Here is a 15276-nt window from a genome sequence, read left to right on the forward strand (position 1 = left end):
GAGCGCGGCGGCGAGGACCGGGAAGGCCAGCAGCACGAGGACGGCGGTCAGCAGCACGTTCCACACGAAGATCGGCATGCGGAACATCGTCATGCCCGGTGCGCGCATGCAGATGATCGTGGTGATGAAGTTGACCGCACCGAGGATCGTGCCGAAGCCGGAGAACGCCAGACCCATGATCCACATGTCGGCGCCGATGCCGGGGGAACGGACCGCGTCCGACAGCGGGGAGTAGGCGAACCAGCCGAAGTCTGCCGCGCCTTGGGGAGTGAGGAAGCCGCCCACCGCGATCGTCGAGCCGAAGAGATACAGCCAGTAGGCGAACATGTTCAGGCGGGGGAAGGCGACGTCCGGGGCGCCGATCTGGAGCGGCATGATCCAGTTGGCGAAGCCGGCGAACAGGGGCGTCGCGAACATCAGCAGCATGATCGTGCCGTGCATCGTGAACGCCTGGTTGAACTGCTCGTTCGACATGATCTGCAGGCCGGGTCTGGCGAGTTCGGCGCGCATGAGGAGCGCCATGACGCCGCCGATCAGGAAGAACGCGAACGACGTGACCAGGTACAGCGTCCCGATCGTCTTGTGGTCGGTGGTCGTCAGCCACTTGATGCTCTTGAGGTCTCTCACGCCCCGCCTGTGTCCGCGCGCCGCCCGCACGTCACACTCGACGGACGCGAGGAGAATCACGAAATCGGGTGTGACGATCGCCCCGGTGCCGGACACGAACGGGACATGAGCAACGACGAGAACTTCGCCGCTGCCTATCGCGAGCACTACTGGGCGGTCAGCCGCTATGTTGCGCGGCGACTGGACGGGCGGAGCAGCGAGGTCGAGGAAGTGGTGGCGGAGGTCTTCACCGTCGCCTGGCGCCGCCGTGCGGATCTGCCGGCGGCTCCGTTGCCCTGGCTGTACGGCGTGGCCCGTAACTGCCTGGCCAATGCGGTGCGTGGGTACGGGCGGCGGCGTCGGCTTGTCGATCGGCTGGGCAACGACGAGAGCGCGCATGGGCGGCAGGTCGCGGCGGGGCCCGATGCGGAGGCGCCTGGTTCTTGGGTGCATGACGCGCTGGCGCGGTTGTCTCCGGCCGATCAGGAGGTGTTGCGGCTGACGGCGTGGGAGGAACTGGGCGTGGAGGAGGTTGCCGTGGTTCTTGGGTGTGGGGTGCGGGCTGCGGCTATGCGGTTGCATCGGGCGCGGCGGAGGTTGCGCGCCGAGATCGATCGACTCGCGGTGCTTGGAGGGGCGGGGCGATGAGCGTCGAAGGTGCCGCGATGTGTTGGTGGTCGGCTGCGGGTGCGTCGTGGCTGGTCGCGCAGTTCCCCGCGCCCCTTTGGGGCGCTACAGGTGGGGCGCTTTTCAGGTACCGCCCCTTTGAGGACCGTCTCCATGGCTGATGAACTCGAACTCCTGCGTAGCGCCAACCCGTTCACGAGCGACGGACCCCTCTACGGTGATGGGCCGCTCGATCATCACGCCGAGCGCCGGCTCAACAGGCTGCTGCACGACCGGCGTTCACGGCGGTGCCGACTGCTGTGGAGTCTTGCGGCCACCGTGGCCGTGGCCGCGACCGTGCTCACTCTGGTGCTGGGCGGGCCGAGCAGTACCCCGGCGGTGGCGGCTCCCCGCGCCCTGGTCGTGCAGGCGCACTCCACCCCCGTATCCCTGAAGCAGCTCGCCGCCCTCGCCGCGGCGGTCGCGGCCGACGGAACTCCCGCTCTGCGCAGGGGAACCCATGTGCAGTCGTGGAGCCTCGGCATGTCCGACGGCAAGCCGCCGGTCACCGTCCCCGAGGAACGCATCGTGCGCTGGAACGCGGACGACAGTCACACGGAGCGGGACATCGAGGACGGGCGTGTCCTCAAGGAGACGACGTTTCCGCCGAGTTGGAGTGATGTCCCGCCCGATGCCCGGCCGCCGCACGACGTGGCGGGACTGCGGGCGTACCTCCAGGAGACGGCGTACAGCAAGACGCCGTTGACCACCCCCGAACTCCTGTCAGCAGTGGGGGAGTTGCTGGACCACTGGACGCTCGGGGCGCGTGAGTCGGCGGCGTTGGCGCGGCTGCTCGCCGGGGCCGACGGGTTGCGGCCGGTGGGGGAGGTGACCGACCGGCTCGGGCGGCACGGGCAGGCGTATGTGTATCAGCGGTCCGCCAGCCGCCTGATGCTGATCATGGACCCGGCCACCGGCGCCGTACTCGGACTGGAGAACACCTTCACGAAGGACCAGCCCGAGTACGGGGTCAAGGCGGGGGACGTCATGGAGTACAGCGCGTGGACGCGCTGATCACACCCCGAGCTGCCGGGCGGCGGCGGTCACCGTCTGTTCCAGGAGCGTGGCGATCGTCATCGGGCCGACGCCGCCCGGCACCGGCGTGATCAACGAGGCGCGGTCGGCGGCGGATTCGAAGTCCACGTCACCGATGTTGCCCGCGTTGTAGCCGGCGTCGATGACGACCGCGCCGGGCTTGATGTCCTCGCCGCGGATCAGCCGGGGGCGGCCCACGGCGGCGACCACGATGTCCGCCTCGCGCACCACCGCCGACAGGTCCTGGGTGCGGGAGTGGCAGTAGGTGACCGTCGCGTCGCGGGCCAGGAGGAGCATGCCGGCCGGCTTGCCGAGGATCGCGCTGCGGCCTACGACGACGGCACGCTTGCCGGACGGGTCGACGTCGTACTCGTCGAGCAGCCGGATGATGCCGCCGGGTGTGCAGGAGACGAAGCCCGGCAGGCCGAAGCTCATCGTCGCGAACGACGCGAAGGTGACGCCGTCCACGTCCTTCTCCGCCGCGATCGCCTCGAACGCGGCCCGCTCGTCGATGTGTTCACCCATCGGGTGCTGGAGCAGGATGCCGTGCACGGTGGGGTCGGCGGAGAGGGCGTCGAGGGTGGCGACCAGTTCGGCGGTGGTCGTGGCGGCGGGCAGTTCCACGTGCCGGGACTCGATGCCGGCCTTGCGGCTGCGGTTCTGCTTCATCCGGACGTACGTGACGGAGGCCGGGTCCGCGCCGACCAGAACCGTCGCCAGACAGGGCGCCGTACCGGTGCGCTCCTTGAGGTCGGCGGCCTTCTTCGCGGTGTCCTCGACGATGCGCCGGGCGAGCGCGGTGCCGTCCATGAGCCGTGCCTGAGACATGATCCACTCCTGAGCTGGTTGACCAATCGCGCAGGCGCACGGCATCGACTCCGCGTGGGCCGCTCCACGGTGGTGCTCCACCTCAGCGCCAGTCACGACCCACGAACAGCCTAACCGAGGGTCCTACGGCCGGCCCTATGGCCTGTCTTACGGCCCTCAGGACCCGCTCTCCGCGGGCGGTGCCGTCGGGTCGACGCCGGCGAGGAATCCCCGGGCCTGTGCCGCGAGGCGTACAGCTCCGATGGCCTCCGCCCAGCGGGTGACCTCCGCCGCGAGCGCCCTGGCACCTGCCTCGTCGCCGGAGTCCCGGGCCAGGACGGCGAGCAGCAGTTGCTGGGAGAGGGTGCCGGGGACCGTGCCCGCGGCGGCGCCCAGCGTGGTCGCCCGGCGCCAGCGGTCCAGGGCGCGGGCGTGGTCACCGGCGTCGTGGTCGTGGTCGCCGAGGTGGCGTAGGGCCTCGCGGGCCAAGAGTGGGTCGTCGACCGACTCGGCGGCGCTCAGTGCGGACGCGTAGTGGGGCGGCGCGCCCGCCAAGTCGGCGAAGTGGTTGTCGGTGATCAGACCGAGGTACATCTCCGCCCAGCCCCGGCGTCCCTCGTCCGGCGCGCTGTCCCGCAGTGACTCCGCCTCGCGACGCAGGGACGCGAGGGCCTCAGGATCCTTCCCGTCGGGGCCCAACCGGAGCCGGCCGTCGACGACGAGCAACCGCCGGTAGGTGTTCCGCAGCCGCGCGAAGTCCAGGTCCCAGTCGCCGCCCGGGAACTCCTTCTCGGCCGCCTCGATACGTGCCGCCGCGGTGTCCGTACCGGCGAACCAGTCCTGCTCCAGGGCGACTTGGGCGGCGGCGCGGGCGATCCGCGCCCGGGGCTCGGGATCGTCGGTGGAGCATGTGTCGAGGAGACGGGAGGCGCGCTTCCATCGGCCCGTCACGCTCAACTCCTGTGCGGCGGCGATGAGTTCTTCGACGGGTATGACCGCGTTCGCTGTGGATGTCATGCCGGGGAAGGTAGTTAGGCGAAAAACTATCCACAAGAAAACTACTGCGGGAGGCAGACGGTGGGGGAAGTGGTGGAGGACTCGGTGGACCGGCACGTGGCGGTCTGGGTGAAGGAACTCGCCTGGATGGACCCGGTGAAGGAGGCGATCTTCTTCCGGCTGGCGATCCTCGTGCGTCATGCCGGTCGGACGCGACGAGACATCCTCGACTCCGACGGGCTCAAGCAGTGGCAGTACAAGGTGCTGCTCATGCTGCGCAGGCTAGGGCCGCCGTACGAGACGAGCCCCTCACATCTCGCCGAGCTGCTCGGGCTGACCAGGGGTGCGCTGTCGGCGAGGCTGGCGACCGTCGAGGAGGCGGGGCTGATCGTCCGTACCCAGGAGACGGGGGACCGGCGGCGGGTGCGGGTGCGGCTCACCGACGCCGGATACGCCGTGTTCGAGCAGCATGCGGCGGCGGAGGAAGCGGGCGAGATCGCGCTGCTCGCAGCACTGACCCCAGCAGAGCGGCGGACGCTCGCAGACCTGCTGCGGAAACTGGTGCTCGCCGCCGAGTCGTAGCCGAGCGCGCGGGTACCGTGCTCGCCGAGAAGGTCCAGGTCAGACGGGTGCTGATCCGGACCTTCGGCATCAACCTCGCTATCCGTCCCATGCCTGGATCATCGTCTGCCGGGTGATCTTGCCGTCCTCCAGCAGGAGCATCGACTCGGCGAGGACCCTGGCCCCGTCCGGGTACTGACACGACTCGCTGTAGGCGACCCGGTCCCCTTGTACGACGCACTCCTCCAGCTTGTGTGTCATGTCACGGCTGTAGACGTCGGCGAGCATCGCGCCGATCTCGTCCCGGCCGTGCAGGACCTTGGGGTGACTGGGCTGGGTCTGGTGGTCGACGACGTGGATCTCGGCGTCGTCCGCGTAGAGCGACAGAAGTGTCGCCGCTGTGTGGTCTTCGATGCCCCGGCGCAGGGCTTCGGAGTCGAAGCCGGGGCGTGCCGCAGTGCCCATGGTGACCTCCTCGGAGGGCCGCGGTCCACACAGGAGCGAGCCGCGACGGGCCTCTCCTACGAGACTCCTCCGTCGCGCCGGGGTCGGCAAACGCAGCGGCGCGCTCCGCCTCACGGGTGAGCGGCGTCCGGTACCCGTGACCGCGCGGGGACCGGACGCGTTGCTGAGGGCATGATCTCAACACGACGTATTGCCGCCGCCGTTGGTCTCGCCGTCGGGGTCACCGGCCTCGTCGCGCCGATGGCGAACGCCGCCGACGCGCCCGCCTTCAGGGACGGCAAGGTCAGCCCCGTCGCCCTGCTGGACTCGCTCGCGGTGAGTGAGATCCCCGCCGAGCACCAGGCGGAGATCCCGAAGGTCGCCAGTCAGCTCCAGGGCATGAACCACCTGAACGACCTCCAGCAGCTGCACCAGGTCACCGACCTCGCCGCGCCGGTCACGGGACTCCTCCCCAGCATCGAGCCGTGAGCCCGCAGCGCTGATCCCGCGGAGCACACAGACCTTGAGGGCCGTCCGGAAACGGGCGGCCCTCAGCCGTTTCCCGAGGTCAGCCCGTCGTCGCCAGGAACTGCGTGGCCGCCAGCTCCGCGTAGAGCGCGTCGGCGGTCACCAGTTCCCGGTGCGTGCCCACCGCGCGGACGCGGCCCGCGTCCATGACGACGATCCGGTCCGCCATCGTCACCGTGGACAGCCGGTGCGCGACGACCAGGACCGTCGTCGTACGGGCCACATCGGCGACGGTGTCGCGCAGGGCCGCCTCGTTCACCGCGTCGAGCTGCGAGGTCGCCTCGTCGAGGAGGAGCAGCCGGGGGTGGCGCAGGAGCGCGCGGGCGATGGCCACGCGCTGGCGTTCGCCGCCCGAGAGGCGGGTGCCGCGGTGGCCGACCAGGGTGTCGATGCCCTTCGGAAGGCGGGCGATCAGGCCGTCGAGGCGGGTCGTCTTCAGGACGCGGGTGACGGCGGCGTCGTCTGCGTCCGGGTTGCCGAGCAGCAGGTTGTCGCGCAGAGAGCCGGACAGGACCGGGGCGTCCTGCTCCACATAGCCGATGGCGGACCGGAGCCCGGACAGTTCCCACTCCGCGAGGTCCCGGCCGTCGAGGGTGATGGCGCCGGACTCGGGGTCGTAGAAGCGCTCGATGAGGGAGAACACGGTGGTCTTGCCCGCGCCGGACGGGCCGACGAACGCTGTCATGCCCTGGGCCGGTACCTCGAAGGTCACGCCGTGGTGGACATAGGGGAGGTCGTCGGCGTAGCGGAAGCGGACGCCGTCGAAGGCGAGGGCCGCGGGTTCGGCGCCGGGGGAGGGCAACTGGGCGGGCAGGGACGGGGGTTCGGCGGGGAGTTGGAGGGCCTCCTGGATGCGGGAGAGGGCCGCGGTGCCCGTCTGGTACTGCGTGATCGCGCCGACGACCTGCTGGATCGGCTGCATCAGGTAGAAGACGTAGAGGAGGAACGCGACCAGTGTGCCGACGTCGATCGAGCCCGTCGCCACCCGTGCGCCGCCCACCGCGAGGACGGTGATGAAGGCGACCTGCATCGACAGGGCCGCTGTATTGCCCGCGGCGGCGCTCCACTTGGCGGCCCGCACACTCTGCCGCCACGACTCCTCGGCCGCCGCGTGCAGGGTGCGCTCCTCGCGGTCCTCGGCGCCGGACGCCTTCACCGTGCGCAGCGCGCCCAGGATCCGCTCCAACGAGGCGCCCATCACGCCCACCGCGTCCTGTGCCTGCCGGCTGGCCCGGTTGATGCGCGGCAGGATCAGGGTGAGCACGGTGCCCGCGCCCGCGATCACGGCGAGGGTGACGCCCAGCAGCACCGGGTCAACGATGCCCATCATCACGACAGTTGCGACGAGCGTGAGCCCTCCGGTGCCGAGCCCGACCAGCGAGTCCGTGGTGACCTCGCGCAGCAGAGTCGTGTCCGAGGTGATGCGGGCCATCAGGTCGCCGGGCTCACTGCGGTCCACGGCGGAGATCCGCAGCCGCAGCAGATAAGACGACAGCTTGCGTCGGGCACCGAGCACCACCGACTCCGCGGTACGCCGCAGAACGTATGAACCCAGCGCGCCCAGCGCCGCGTTGGCGACCACCAGCGCCGACATCGCGAGCAGCGCCCCGGTGATCGTCCGGTCGTGCGACAGGTCGTCGATGAGTCCCCGCGCCACCAGCGGCAGCAGCAGCCCGGTGCCCCCGGTGACCAGCGAGAGCAACGCGCCCGCCAACAGGGCCCAGCGGTGCGGCCGTACGTAGTCGAGGAGCAGCCGCCAGGCCGGCGGGGCGCTCTGAGTCCCTGCGATGCTCACGGTGCTCCTCGGGAATCGGTCGGAGCGTTCAGGCTACGTCGGTCACCGCCCGGGATGAGAAGGACGGTGGCGGTGACGGCCGTGGTGGTACGCGTGGGCCTTACCGATCAGTCACGCGTAGGGTCGTAGGCAGGGACAACGGCCGACGAAAGGGTTCAGGACCATGGCGCAGGAAGTACGCGGCGTGATCGCACCGGGCAAGAACGAACCGGTCCGGGTCGAGACGATCGTCGTGCCCGATCCCGGACCCGGAGAGGCCGTGGTGAAGGTACAGGCCTGCGGGGTCTGTCATACCGACCTGCACTACAAACAGGGCGGCATCAGCGACGACTATCCCTTCCTGCTCGGCCATGAGGCGTCCGGCGTGGTGGAGTCGGTCGGTGAAGGCGTCACCGACATCGCCCCCGGCGACTTCGTGATCCTCAACTGGCGTGCCGTGTGCGGGAATTGCCGCGCCTGTCTGCGTGGCCGCCCCTGGTACTGCTTCAACACCCACAACGCCAAGCAGAAGATGACCCTCGCCTCGACCGGTCAGGAGCTGTCCCCGGCCCTGGGCATCGGTGCCTTCGCCGACAAGACCCTGGTCGCGGCCGGACAGTGCACCAAGGTCGATCCGGCCGTCTCTCCGGCGGTCGCCGGGCTGTTGGGCTGCGGGGTCATGGCAGGGATCGGTGCCGCCATCAACACGGGCAACGTCGGGCGCGGTGACACGGTCGCGGTCATCGGGTGCGGTGGCGTCGGTGACGCGGCGATCGCCGGGTCCCGGCTCGCCGGTGCGGCGCGGATCATCGCCGTGGACATTGATGACCGCAAGCTGGAGAAGGCCCGCTCCATGGGGGCCACGCACACCGTCAACTCCAAGGCGAGCGACCCCGTCGAGGCGATCCGCGAACTGACCGGCGGCTTCGGCGCCGACGTCGTCATCGAGGCGGTCGGCCGCCCGGAGACGTACAAACAGGCCTTCTACGCACGCGACTTGGCGGGCACGGTCGTCCTCGTCGGAGTCCCGACCCCGGAGATGAAGCTCGAACTCCCGCTGCTGGACGTGTTCGGGCGCGGTGGCTCGCTCAAGTCGTCCTGGTACGGCGACTGCCTGCCCTCCCGCGACTTCCCGATGCTCATCGATCTGCATCAGCAAGGGCGCCTGGACCTGGCCGCGTTCGTGACGGAGACCATCCAACTCGACGAGGTGGAGAAGGCGTTCGAGCGGATGCACGGCGGCGATGTGCTGCGTTCGGTGGTGGAGCTGTGATGGGCGCTCGCATCGAACACCTCGTCACCTCGGGCCAGTTCAGCCTCGACGGCGGTACCTGGGACGTCGACAACAACGTGTGGATCGTCGGCGACGACCACGAGGTCGTCGTCATCGACGCCGCCCATGACGCCGACGCCATCGTGAAGGCGGTCGGAGACCGTCGGCTCACCGCGATCATCTGCACCCACGCCCACAACGACCACATCGACGCGGCACCCGAACTCGCGGACCGCACCGGCGCCACGATCTGGCTGCACCCCGACGACCTGCCCCTGTGGAAGCAGACCCACCCGGACCGCGAGCCCGACGCGCATCTCGCCGACGGCCAGGTGATCGAGGCCGCGGGCGCCGACCTGAAGGTCCTGCACACGCCGGGGCACGCGCCCGGCGCGGTGTGCCTCTACGATCCCGGGCTCGGCACGGTCTTCACCGGCGACACGCTCTTCCACGGCGGGCCCGGGGCCACGGGACGGTCGTACTCCCACTTCCCGACGATCATCGACTCCATCCGCGACCGGCTGTTGACCCTCCCGCCCGAGACGAAGGTGCTCACCGGGCACGGCGACTCGACGACTGTCGGTGCGGAGGCCGCGCACCTGGAGGAGTGGATCGCGCGGGGGCACTGAGACACCCGTTAAAACCCGACAGAAGGTGTCCGGCTTCTCCTGCACGATCGACAGGACAGCACGTCGAACGAGCACGGGAGGTCGGACATGTCGGGTCCACTGGAAGGCAAGGTCGCGCTGGTCGCGGGGGCGACGCGCGGAGCGGGGCGCGGGATCGCCGTGGAGTTGGGCGCGGCCGGTGCCACCGTCTACGTGAGCGGTCGCAGCACTCGTGCCAAGCGGTCCGAGTACGACCGGCCCGAGACCGTCGAGGACACCGCCGACCTCGTCACCGCGGCCGGCGGCCAGGGCATCGCCGTACCCACCGACCACCTGGAGCCCTCGGCCGTACGGGCCCTCGTCGACCGGATCGACGATGAACAGGGCCACCTCGACCTCCTCGTCAACGACATCTGGGGCGGCGAGCACCTCTTCGCCTGGGACACCCCCGTCTGGGAACACGACCTCGACAAGGGGCTCCGCCTCCTCCGGCTGGCGGTCGAGACGCACGCGATCACCAGCCACCACGCGCTGCCCCTGCTGCTGCGCGGGCCCGGTGGCCTGGTCGTCGAGATGACCGACGGGACCGCCGAGTACAACCGCGACACCTACCGCGTCTCCTTCTTCTACGACCTCGCCAAGTCGTCCGTCCTGCGCATGGCCTTCGCCCTCGGCCACGAACTCGGCCCGCGCGGCGCCACGGCCCTCGCGCTGACCCCGGGCTGGCTGCGCTCGGAGATCATGCTCGAACAGTTCGGCGTGCGCGAGGACAACTGGCGCGACGCCCTGGAACGCGTCCCCCACTTCGCCATCTCGGAGACCCCGCGCTACGTCGGCCGCGCCGTCGCCGCCCTCGCCGCCGACCCCGAAGTGGCCCGCTGGAACGGGCAGTCACTGTCCAGCGGCGGACTCGCCCCGGTGTACGGCTTCACGGACGTGGACGGGAGCCGCCCGGACGCGTGGCGATACCTGGTGGAGGTGCAGGACGTGGGGAAACCGGCGGATGCGACCGGGTACCGGTGAGGTACGAGGACGGTCACTCCTGGGGCGTCAACCAGCGGCCCGAGTGACCGGGCGGCAGTGCCAGGTCGTCCCGTACGGCCGCGTAGTAGCCCTCGCGGCCGGCGCGTTGACGGTCCATCAACTCCCGCCACGCGTCCGGGTCATGGGTCTCCGTGCGCATGAACCGCTCCATCTCCATCACCGCGGTGACCCACACCCGGGCCTGCTCCACCACCTCCGGACTTCCCAGCAGGATCAGCGCCTCGCCGGAGGGATCGCGGCCGACGGTCGCCTCGGCCAGCAGTGGTTCCGCCTCCGTCAGGTTCAGCGGGTGCGGGTGTGGGTCGTTGCCGAGATGGGACGCGACCCGGTAGGCCAAGGTCACGGACTTCTTCAGCGTCCGGGCGTACTCGGCGTACACCTCCAGCCGCCGCTCCTCCCAACGGGCCGCCCGCTCACGGCGGAACCTCGCCTGATCGCCCCGCACGATCGCCACGTACGAGCCGAGGGCGCCGATCACGACGCCGATGAGCGCGGGCAGTTGCTGGAGGAACGCGTTCATGTCCGCACGCTACCTGCCGAGTTGATCGTTCCGGCAGTACGTTCGGGTCCATGACTGACACAACGCGCTTCGAGGGGTACGGAGTTCTCGTCACCGGTGCGGCCCGTGGCATCGGCGCGGCCATCTCCCGGCGGCTCGCGGAGGAGGGAGCGCGGGTGCTGGTGACCGACGCCGATCTGCCCGAGGCGGAGAAGACGGCGGCGGCACTGCGCGAACTCGGGCTGGCGGTAGAGGCGTTGGGCTGTGATGTGGGGGACCGGGAGGCGGTGGAGCGGGCCGTCGCCCGGGCCGTCGAGTCCTTCGGGTCGCTCGACGTCCTGGTCAACTGCGCCGCGCACTGCACGCCCGACGTCCCGCTCTTCGAGGACGAACCGGACGGCGAGTGGGCGCGTGACCTCGACGTCACGCTGACGGGCACGTTCCGCTGCTGCCGCGCCGCGCTGCCGCACCTGGTCGCCTCGGGACGCGGGGCGATCGTCAGCATCGGTTCCGTCAACGGCGCCCAGGACTTCGGCAACCACGCCTACAGCGCCGCCAAGGCCGGACTCGTCTCCCTGACCCGCACCCTCGCCGGACACGCCGCCCGGCGGGGTGTGCGGGTCAATCTGGTGGTGCCGGGCACGGTCCGCACCTCCGCGTGGGAGGGCCGGGACGCCGAACTGGACCTGTTGAGCGGGCTGTATCCGCTCGGCCGGGTCGGTGAGCCCGAGGACATCGCCGCGGCTGTCGCGTTTCTCGCCTCGCGCGACGCCTCGTGGATCACCGGCACCACGCTCACCGTCGACGGAGGGGTCACCGCGGTCAACACCGGGTTCCGCAGGGCGCTTTCAGAGCAGGCGAGCGAGGGGCGGTGAGTCAAGCGCCGCCAGCACCCGGTCCGTATCGGCCTCGGACGTACGCCAGTTGCTGAACGCGGCGCGCAGCGCGGGTGTCCCGTCGTAGACCGTCGGGGTCAGGAACGCCTCGCCGGTGGCGGACACGGCCTCCGCAACCGCCGCCACCCGCTCCTGGGTGGGGTTCTCGGCCAGGGTGAAGCAGACGACGTTCAGCCGGACCGGCGCCGACAGCCGCAGGCCCGGGAGCGCGGCGATGCCCTCGGCGAGACGGTGGGCGAGGGCGACGTTGCGCTCGACGATCTCGCGGTGGCCGGCGCGACCGTAGGCCAGGAGGGAGAACCAGGCGGGGAGGGCGCGCAGTCGGCGGGAGTTCTCGGGGGTGAGGTGGAGGAAGTCCGGGTCGCCCGTGGGCAGGCCCAGGTACGGGGACGCGTTGTGGAACACCCTGGTCTGGAGGTCACGGCGGCGGGTGAACTGGACGGCCGCGTCGTAGGGCACGTTGAGCCACTTGTGGAGGTCGACGCAGACCGAGTCGGCCGCGTCGAGGCCGTCGACGAGGTGGGCGTACGTGGGGGAGAGCGCGGCGAAGCCGCCGAACGCGGCGTCCACGTGCAGCCAGAAGTCGTGCCGTTCCTTGAGGGCCGCGATCGCCCGCAGGTCGTCGAAGTCGACCGTGTTCACCGTGCCGGCGTTCGCGACGACGATCGCCGGGCGGCCGTCCAACTCGGCCAGGGCGGTGTCCAGTTGGGTCACGTCGACGGCCTCGCGGTTGCCGGCGAGCACGGGCACGTGGCGCAGTCGGTTGCGGCCGATGCCCAGCACGGACAGTGCCTTGGTGACGCTGGAGTGCGGGCTGCCGGAGAGCACGTCGACCGGGCCGAGCGCGGCGAGCCCGTCCCGGGACACGTCCACGCCCAGGCGCTCGCCGAGCCACTCGCGGGCGATCGCCAGGCCGACCGTGTTGGACATGGTCGCGCCGGTGACGAAGGCCCCGGAGTGCGCCTCGCCCAGCCCGAACAGCTCGCGCAGCCAGCTGACCGTCTCCCGCTCGAGCGCCGCCGCCCAGGAACCGGCCGCCCCGGACACGTTCTGGTCGTACGCGCTGGTCAGCCAGTCCCCGGCGACCGACGCGGGCGTCGCACCACCGGTCACGAAGCCGAGGTAGCGCGGGCCCGCCGACCCGGAGAAGCCGGGCGCCCACCGCTCGGCGAACCGGGCGAGAGCCGCCTCGCCACCGGCCCCCTCGACCGGCAGCGGCTCCCGGTCGGGCGCCTTGCCGAGCCGGACGACCGGCCGCTCCGCCACTCCGCCCAGCTCACGGGCGGCGATATCGCGGGCGGACTGGAGGAGCGCGGGGAGCCGGGAGAGATCGTCGGCGAGCGTGCGGTGCATGAGCGGCAGCGTAGGCGGAGGTGGCGGGTGGGGTATCGGGCCACTTTCGGGGAACTGGACTGGTGGGTGGGCAGCGGCCACCGGTGCGCACACTGACCGTCGAGCGAGGAATGTCACCGTTTCGTCGCAGCGTGACCCGGGCTACAACCTCGACCGCCATACTCCGGTCTAGGTGGCAGAGATCGCAGTTCTTGCTGAGGGGGAGGGTTCGACATGGGGGACATACGCAGACGAGGTGCCGTGGTGCTCGGTATCACCGGGCTGGTGGCACCGCTCACGCTCGCGCTGGGCAGCGCTCCGGCGCAGGCGGCGACGAGCTGTACGACGCAGAAGGGGCCGTACCAGAAGCAGGTGGAGAAGTTCCTCGGCCGGCCGGTCGACGGGAAGCAGTCCGCCGCCGACTGCAAGGCCATCAAGGCCTTCCAGACCAAGCATGGCATCACGCCGAACATCGGCTACGCGGGGTCCGTCACCTGGGGCGTGATGGACCTCATGAACAAGCAGAAGGCCGTGGGCAACAAGCCCAACGCGGCCGGCAAGTGCCCGACCAACAAGGGCCGGATCGCCTGCGTCAACCTCACGCTCCAGATCAGCTGGATCCAGGACGGCAGCCGGCTCGTCTACGGCCCGGTCCCGGTGCGCACCGGCCGCAACGGCTACGAGACCCGCACCGGTCTGAAGAAGATCTACTGGCGGGACATCGACCACGTCTCGAACATCTACAACGTGCCCATGCCGTACAGCCAGTTCTTCGACGGTGGCCAGGCCTTCCACTCGGTCGGCCTCAGCATGTGGAACCCGCCGGGCTCGCACGGCTGCGTCAACATGACCAAGACCACCGCCAAGAAGTACTGGTCGCTGCTGAAGAACGGCGACGACGTCTTCGTCTACGGCCGCAAGCCGGGTACCTGATACAGCCGCAAGCCGGGGACCTGACATTCGGTCACCCGGCTTGCGTGACAGCCGAGTTACTCGGGCGCGTCCCCGAAGTCCGGGATCTCCAGCCTCGCCCCGCCCTGCCGTGCCGAGTCGTGCGCGATGACACCCGGCAGGGTGTAGCGGGCCGCGACCCACGCGTTCACGGTCGGCAGGGTGCGGGAGTTGACCGCGGTCACGAAGTCGTCCGCCAGGAAGTGGTGGCTGCCCTCATGGCCGTTGTGCAGGTTGTCGAACTCCCGCGGGAGCCGCGACCGGTCGTGCACCGGCGCCGAGCCCGAGGTGAAGGCGGCCCGGAGATCCGGCGCGATGTGCTGGAGTGACGGATCGTCAGGAGACATGGTGGGCTTGGGCTCCAGCAGCTCGCTGATGTCCTGCACCCCCTTCTTGTCCTGCCAGAAGGCCACCGTCGCGAGCTGCTCCATGCTCGCCTCCGTACCGAAGAACCGGAAACGCGACTCCCGGATCTGCGAGGGATAGCCCACCCGCCGGAACTCGTTCGTACGGAACGAACCGCCGCCCGCGACCTCGAACAGCGCGGTGGCGTTCGAGAAGTCGTTGCCGAACTGGCTGACCTCCTTGTCGAAGACCCCGTCCCCGCGCTCGTCGACCACACCGATCGCCGACACACTCACCGCGTGCGTCTGCCACGCGCCGAGCACCCCGCCCACCGAGTGTGTCGGGTACAGCAGCGGGGGATAGCTGGCGGTGGCCTTCCAGCCCTCGCCACCGCTGTACTGGTACGCCTCGTAGAACCCCAGATCCATGTCGTGGACGTAGTCGCCCTCGGCGTAGAAGATCCGCCCGAAGGCGCCCTCCGCGATCTGGTTGCGGGCGTGCACGGTCGCCGGGTTGTACTGGCTGGTCTCGCCCATCATGTACGTCAGTCCGGTCGCCTTGACCGCGTCGATGATCGCCGCGATCTCCTCGGTGCTGATCGCCATGGGGACCGCGGAGTACACGTGCTTGCCGGCGCCGAGCCCCTGGAGGACCAGGGGGCCGTGCGTCCAGCGCTGGGTGAAGATCGCGACGGCGTCGACGGCCTTCGAGTCCAGCATCGCTTCGTAGGAGGGGAAAGTGCCCGCCAGCCCTTGTTCGGCGGCCAGTTGCTCCGCCCGCTCCGGCAGGAGGTCGGTCACATAGACCTCACTCACGCCCGGGTGGGCCTGGAACAGTCTGGCGAACTGGCCCGAGAACTGGCCTGCTCCGACGATGCCGAGGGAGAACGTCATAGGTGCGTGTCCTTCTCT

At 70.2% G+C, this 15276-nt stretch carries 17 protein-coding genes and 1 riboswitch; of the genes, 9 read left to right on the top strand and 8 right to left on the bottom strand.

The window, feature by feature from the left end:
- A partial coding sequence (locus tag SPR02S_RS48900) for a cytochrome c oxidase subunit I (protein ID WP_174447613.1) occupies nt 1-627 on the bottom strand: 627 nt, incomplete at its 3' end.
- Between the two features lie 105 nt (nt 628-732).
- Between SPR02S_RS48900 and SPR02S_RS48905 the strand changes: the two genes are divergently transcribed.
- Together SPR02S_RS48905 and SPR02S_RS48910 are read left to right on the top strand one after the other, a co-directional pair.
- Entirely contained in the window at nt 733-1254 is a 522-nt protein-coding gene (locus tag SPR02S_RS48905; RefSeq protein ID WP_019064383.1) for an RNA polymerase sigma factor, read from the top strand.
- Between the two features lie 132 nt (nt 1255-1386).
- A complete protein-coding gene (locus SPR02S_RS48910; RefSeq protein ID WP_019064384.1) occupies nt 1387-2286 on the top strand; it encodes a CU044_5270 family protein in 900 nt (299 codons plus the stop codon).
- On the opposite strand, the gene SPR02S_RS48915 is transcribed toward SPR02S_RS48910, so the two are convergent.
- Together SPR02S_RS48915 and SPR02S_RS48920 are read right to left on the bottom strand one after the other, a co-directional pair.
- Complete coding sequence (locus SPR02S_RS48915) at nt 2287-3135, bottom strand: bifunctional 5,10-methylenetetrahydrofolate dehydrogenase/5,10-methenyltetrahydrofolate cyclohydrolase (protein WP_019064385.1); 849 nt, start codon at nt 3133-3135, stop codon at nt 2287-2289.
- 21 nt (nt 3136-3156) lie between these two features.
- Nucleotides 3157-3241, bottom strand: a riboswitch (ZMP/ZTP riboswitch).
- 50 nt (nt 3242-3291) lie between these two features.
- Complete coding sequence (locus SPR02S_RS48920) at nt 3292-4131, bottom strand: hypothetical protein (RefSeq protein WP_019064386.1); 840 nt, start codon at nt 4129-4131, stop codon at nt 3292-3294.
- A gap of 60 nt (nt 4132-4191) precedes the next feature.
- Here SPR02S_RS48920 and SPR02S_RS48925 point away from each other — a divergent pair, with 60 nt between their 5' ends.
- Complete coding sequence (locus SPR02S_RS48925; RefSeq protein ID WP_245607762.1) at nt 4192-4692, top strand: MarR family winged helix-turn-helix transcriptional regulator; 501 nt, start codon at nt 4192-4194, stop codon at nt 4690-4692.
- A gap of 78 nt (nt 4693-4770) precedes the next feature.
- Here SPR02S_RS48925 and SPR02S_RS48930 read toward each other — a convergent pair whose 3' ends face one another.
- Entirely contained in the window at nt 4771-5136 is a 366-nt protein-coding gene (locus SPR02S_RS48930) for a nuclear transport factor 2 family protein (protein WP_019064388.1), read from the bottom strand.
- A gap of 171 nt (nt 5137-5307) precedes the next feature.
- Here SPR02S_RS48930 and SPR02S_RS48935 point away from each other — a divergent pair, with 171 nt between their 5' ends.
- Nucleotides 5308-5604 carry a hypothetical protein gene (locus SPR02S_RS48935; protein ID WP_019064389.1) on the top strand — a complete coding sequence of 99 codons (297 nt, stop codon included), beginning with the start codon at nt 5308-5310 and terminating at the stop codon, nt 5602-5604.
- Between the two features lie 79 nt (nt 5605-5683).
- Here the strand turns inward: SPR02S_RS48935 and SPR02S_RS48940 are convergent, their stop codons facing one another.
- Nucleotides 5684-7438 (bottom strand): ABC transporter ATP-binding protein, encoded by a 1755-nt coding sequence (locus SPR02S_RS48940; protein ID WP_019064390.1) that lies wholly within the window; start codon nt 7436-7438, stop codon nt 5684-5686.
- Nucleotides 7439-7601: 163 nt separating this feature from the next.
- On the opposite strand from SPR02S_RS48940, the gene SPR02S_RS48945 reads away from it, so the two are divergent.
- The 3 genes from SPR02S_RS48945 to SPR02S_RS48955 all read left to right on the top strand — a co-directional run bounded on the left by SPR02S_RS48945 (nt 7602) and on the right by SPR02S_RS48955 (nt 10321).
- A complete protein-coding gene (locus SPR02S_RS48945; protein ID WP_019064391.1) occupies nt 7602-8690 on the top strand; it encodes an S-(hydroxymethyl)mycothiol dehydrogenase in 1089 nt (362 codons plus the stop codon).
- Entirely contained in the window at nt 8690-9319 is a 630-nt protein-coding gene (locus SPR02S_RS48950) for an MBL fold metallo-hydrolase (protein ID WP_019064392.1), read from the top strand. The genes SPR02S_RS48945 and SPR02S_RS48950 overlap by 1 nt, the downstream gene beginning before the upstream one ends.
- An 87-nt stretch (nt 9320-9406) precedes the next feature.
- Nucleotides 9407-10321: an SDR family oxidoreductase gene (locus SPR02S_RS48955; RefSeq protein ID WP_019064393.1), complete on the top strand. Its 915-nt coding sequence runs from the start codon at nt 9407-9409 to the stop codon at nt 10319-10321.
- 13 nt (nt 10322-10334) lie between these two features.
- Here the strand turns inward: SPR02S_RS48955 and SPR02S_RS48960 are convergent, their stop codons facing one another.
- Entirely contained in the window at nt 10335-10862 is a 528-nt protein-coding gene (locus tag SPR02S_RS48960; RefSeq protein WP_019064394.1) for a hypothetical protein, read from the bottom strand.
- A 50-nt stretch (nt 10863-10912) separates the two neighbouring features.
- On the opposite strand from SPR02S_RS48960, the gene SPR02S_RS48965 reads away from it, so the two are divergent.
- Entirely contained in the window at nt 10913-11716 is an 804-nt protein-coding gene (locus SPR02S_RS48965; protein WP_019064395.1) for an SDR family NAD(P)-dependent oxidoreductase, read from the top strand.
- Here SPR02S_RS48965 and SPR02S_RS48970 read toward each other — a convergent pair.
- Nucleotides 11690-13090, bottom strand: coding sequence for a pyridoxal phosphate-dependent decarboxylase family protein (locus tag SPR02S_RS48970; protein WP_019064396.1), 1401 nt, complete (start codon nt 13088-13090; stop codon nt 11690-11692). The two genes, SPR02S_RS48965 and SPR02S_RS48970, sit on opposite strands and share 27 nt — an antisense overlap.
- 213 nt (nt 13091-13303) lie before the next feature.
- Between SPR02S_RS48970 and SPR02S_RS48975 the strand changes: the two genes are divergently transcribed.
- On the top strand, nt 13304-14002 hold the full coding sequence (locus tag SPR02S_RS48975) for a L,D-transpeptidase family protein (RefSeq protein WP_026151592.1): 699 nt from the start codon (nt 13304-13306) through the stop codon (nt 14000-14002).
- A 56-nt stretch (nt 14003-14058) separates the two neighbouring features.
- On the opposite strand, the gene SPR02S_RS48980 is transcribed toward SPR02S_RS48975, so the two are convergent.
- Nucleotides 14059-15258, bottom strand: a complete 1200-nt coding sequence (locus SPR02S_RS48980) for a Gfo/Idh/MocA family protein (RefSeq protein ID WP_019064398.1) — start codon at nt 15256-15258, stop codon at nt 14059-14061.
- Nucleotides 15259-15276 lie beyond the last annotated feature (18 nt).

Origin of the sequence: Streptomyces prunicolor NBRC 13075, from assembly GCF_000367365.1 — a bacterium.
GTDB lineage: Bacteria > Actinomycetota > Actinomycetes > Streptomycetales > Streptomycetaceae > Streptomyces > Streptomyces prunicolor.

What these genes read in the sequence shown, in the direction of transcription:
- SPR02S_RS48905 (WP_019064383.1), top strand. Translation starts at nt 733, where the DNA reads ATGAGCAACGACGAGAACTTCGCCGCTGCCTATCGCGAGCACTACTGG.
- SPR02S_RS48910 (WP_019064384.1), top strand. Translation starts at nt 1,387, where the DNA reads ATGGCTGATGAACTCGAACTCCTGCGTAGCGCCAACCCGTTCACGAGC.
- SPR02S_RS48915 (WP_019064385.1), bottom strand. Translation starts at nt 3,135, where the DNA reads ATGTCTCAGGCACGGCTCATGGACGGCACCGCGCTCGCCCGGCGCATC.
- SPR02S_RS48920 (WP_019064386.1), bottom strand. Translation starts at nt 4,131, where the DNA reads ATGACATCCACAGCGAACGCGGTCATACCCGTCGAAGAACTCATCGCC.
- SPR02S_RS48930 (WP_019064388.1), bottom strand. Translation starts at nt 5,136, where the DNA reads ATGGGCACTGCGGCACGCCCCGGCTTCGACTCCGAAGCCCTGCGCCGG.
- SPR02S_RS48935 (WP_019064389.1), top strand. Translation starts at nt 5,308, where the DNA reads ATGATCTCAACACGACGTATTGCCGCCGCCGTTGGTCTCGCCGTCGGG.
- SPR02S_RS48945 (WP_019064391.1), top strand. Translation starts at nt 7,602, where the DNA reads ATGGCGCAGGAAGTACGCGGCGTGATCGCACCGGGCAAGAACGAACCG.
- SPR02S_RS48950 (WP_019064392.1), top strand. Translation starts at nt 8,690, where the DNA reads ATGGGCGCTCGCATCGAACACCTCGTCACCTCGGGCCAGTTCAGCCTC.
- SPR02S_RS48955 (WP_019064393.1), top strand. Translation starts at nt 9,407, where the DNA reads ATGTCGGGTCCACTGGAAGGCAAGGTCGCGCTGGTCGCGGGGGCGACG.
- SPR02S_RS48960 (WP_019064394.1), bottom strand. Translation starts at nt 10,862, where the DNA reads ATGAACGCGTTCCTCCAGCAACTGCCCGCGCTCATCGGCGTCGTGATC.
- SPR02S_RS48965 (WP_019064395.1), top strand. Translation starts at nt 10,913, where the DNA reads ATGACTGACACAACGCGCTTCGAGGGGTACGGAGTTCTCGTCACCGGT.
- SPR02S_RS48970 (WP_019064396.1), bottom strand. Translation starts at nt 13,090, where the DNA reads ATGCACCGCACGCTCGCCGACGATCTCTCCCGGCTCCCCGCGCTCCTC.
- SPR02S_RS48975 (WP_026151592.1), top strand. Translation starts at nt 13,304, where the DNA reads ATGGGGGACATACGCAGACGAGGTGCCGTGGTGCTCGGTATCACCGGG.
- SPR02S_RS48980 (WP_019064398.1), bottom strand. Translation starts at nt 15,258, where the DNA reads ATGACGTTCTCCCTCGGCATCGTCGGAGCAGGCCAGTTCTCGGGCCAG.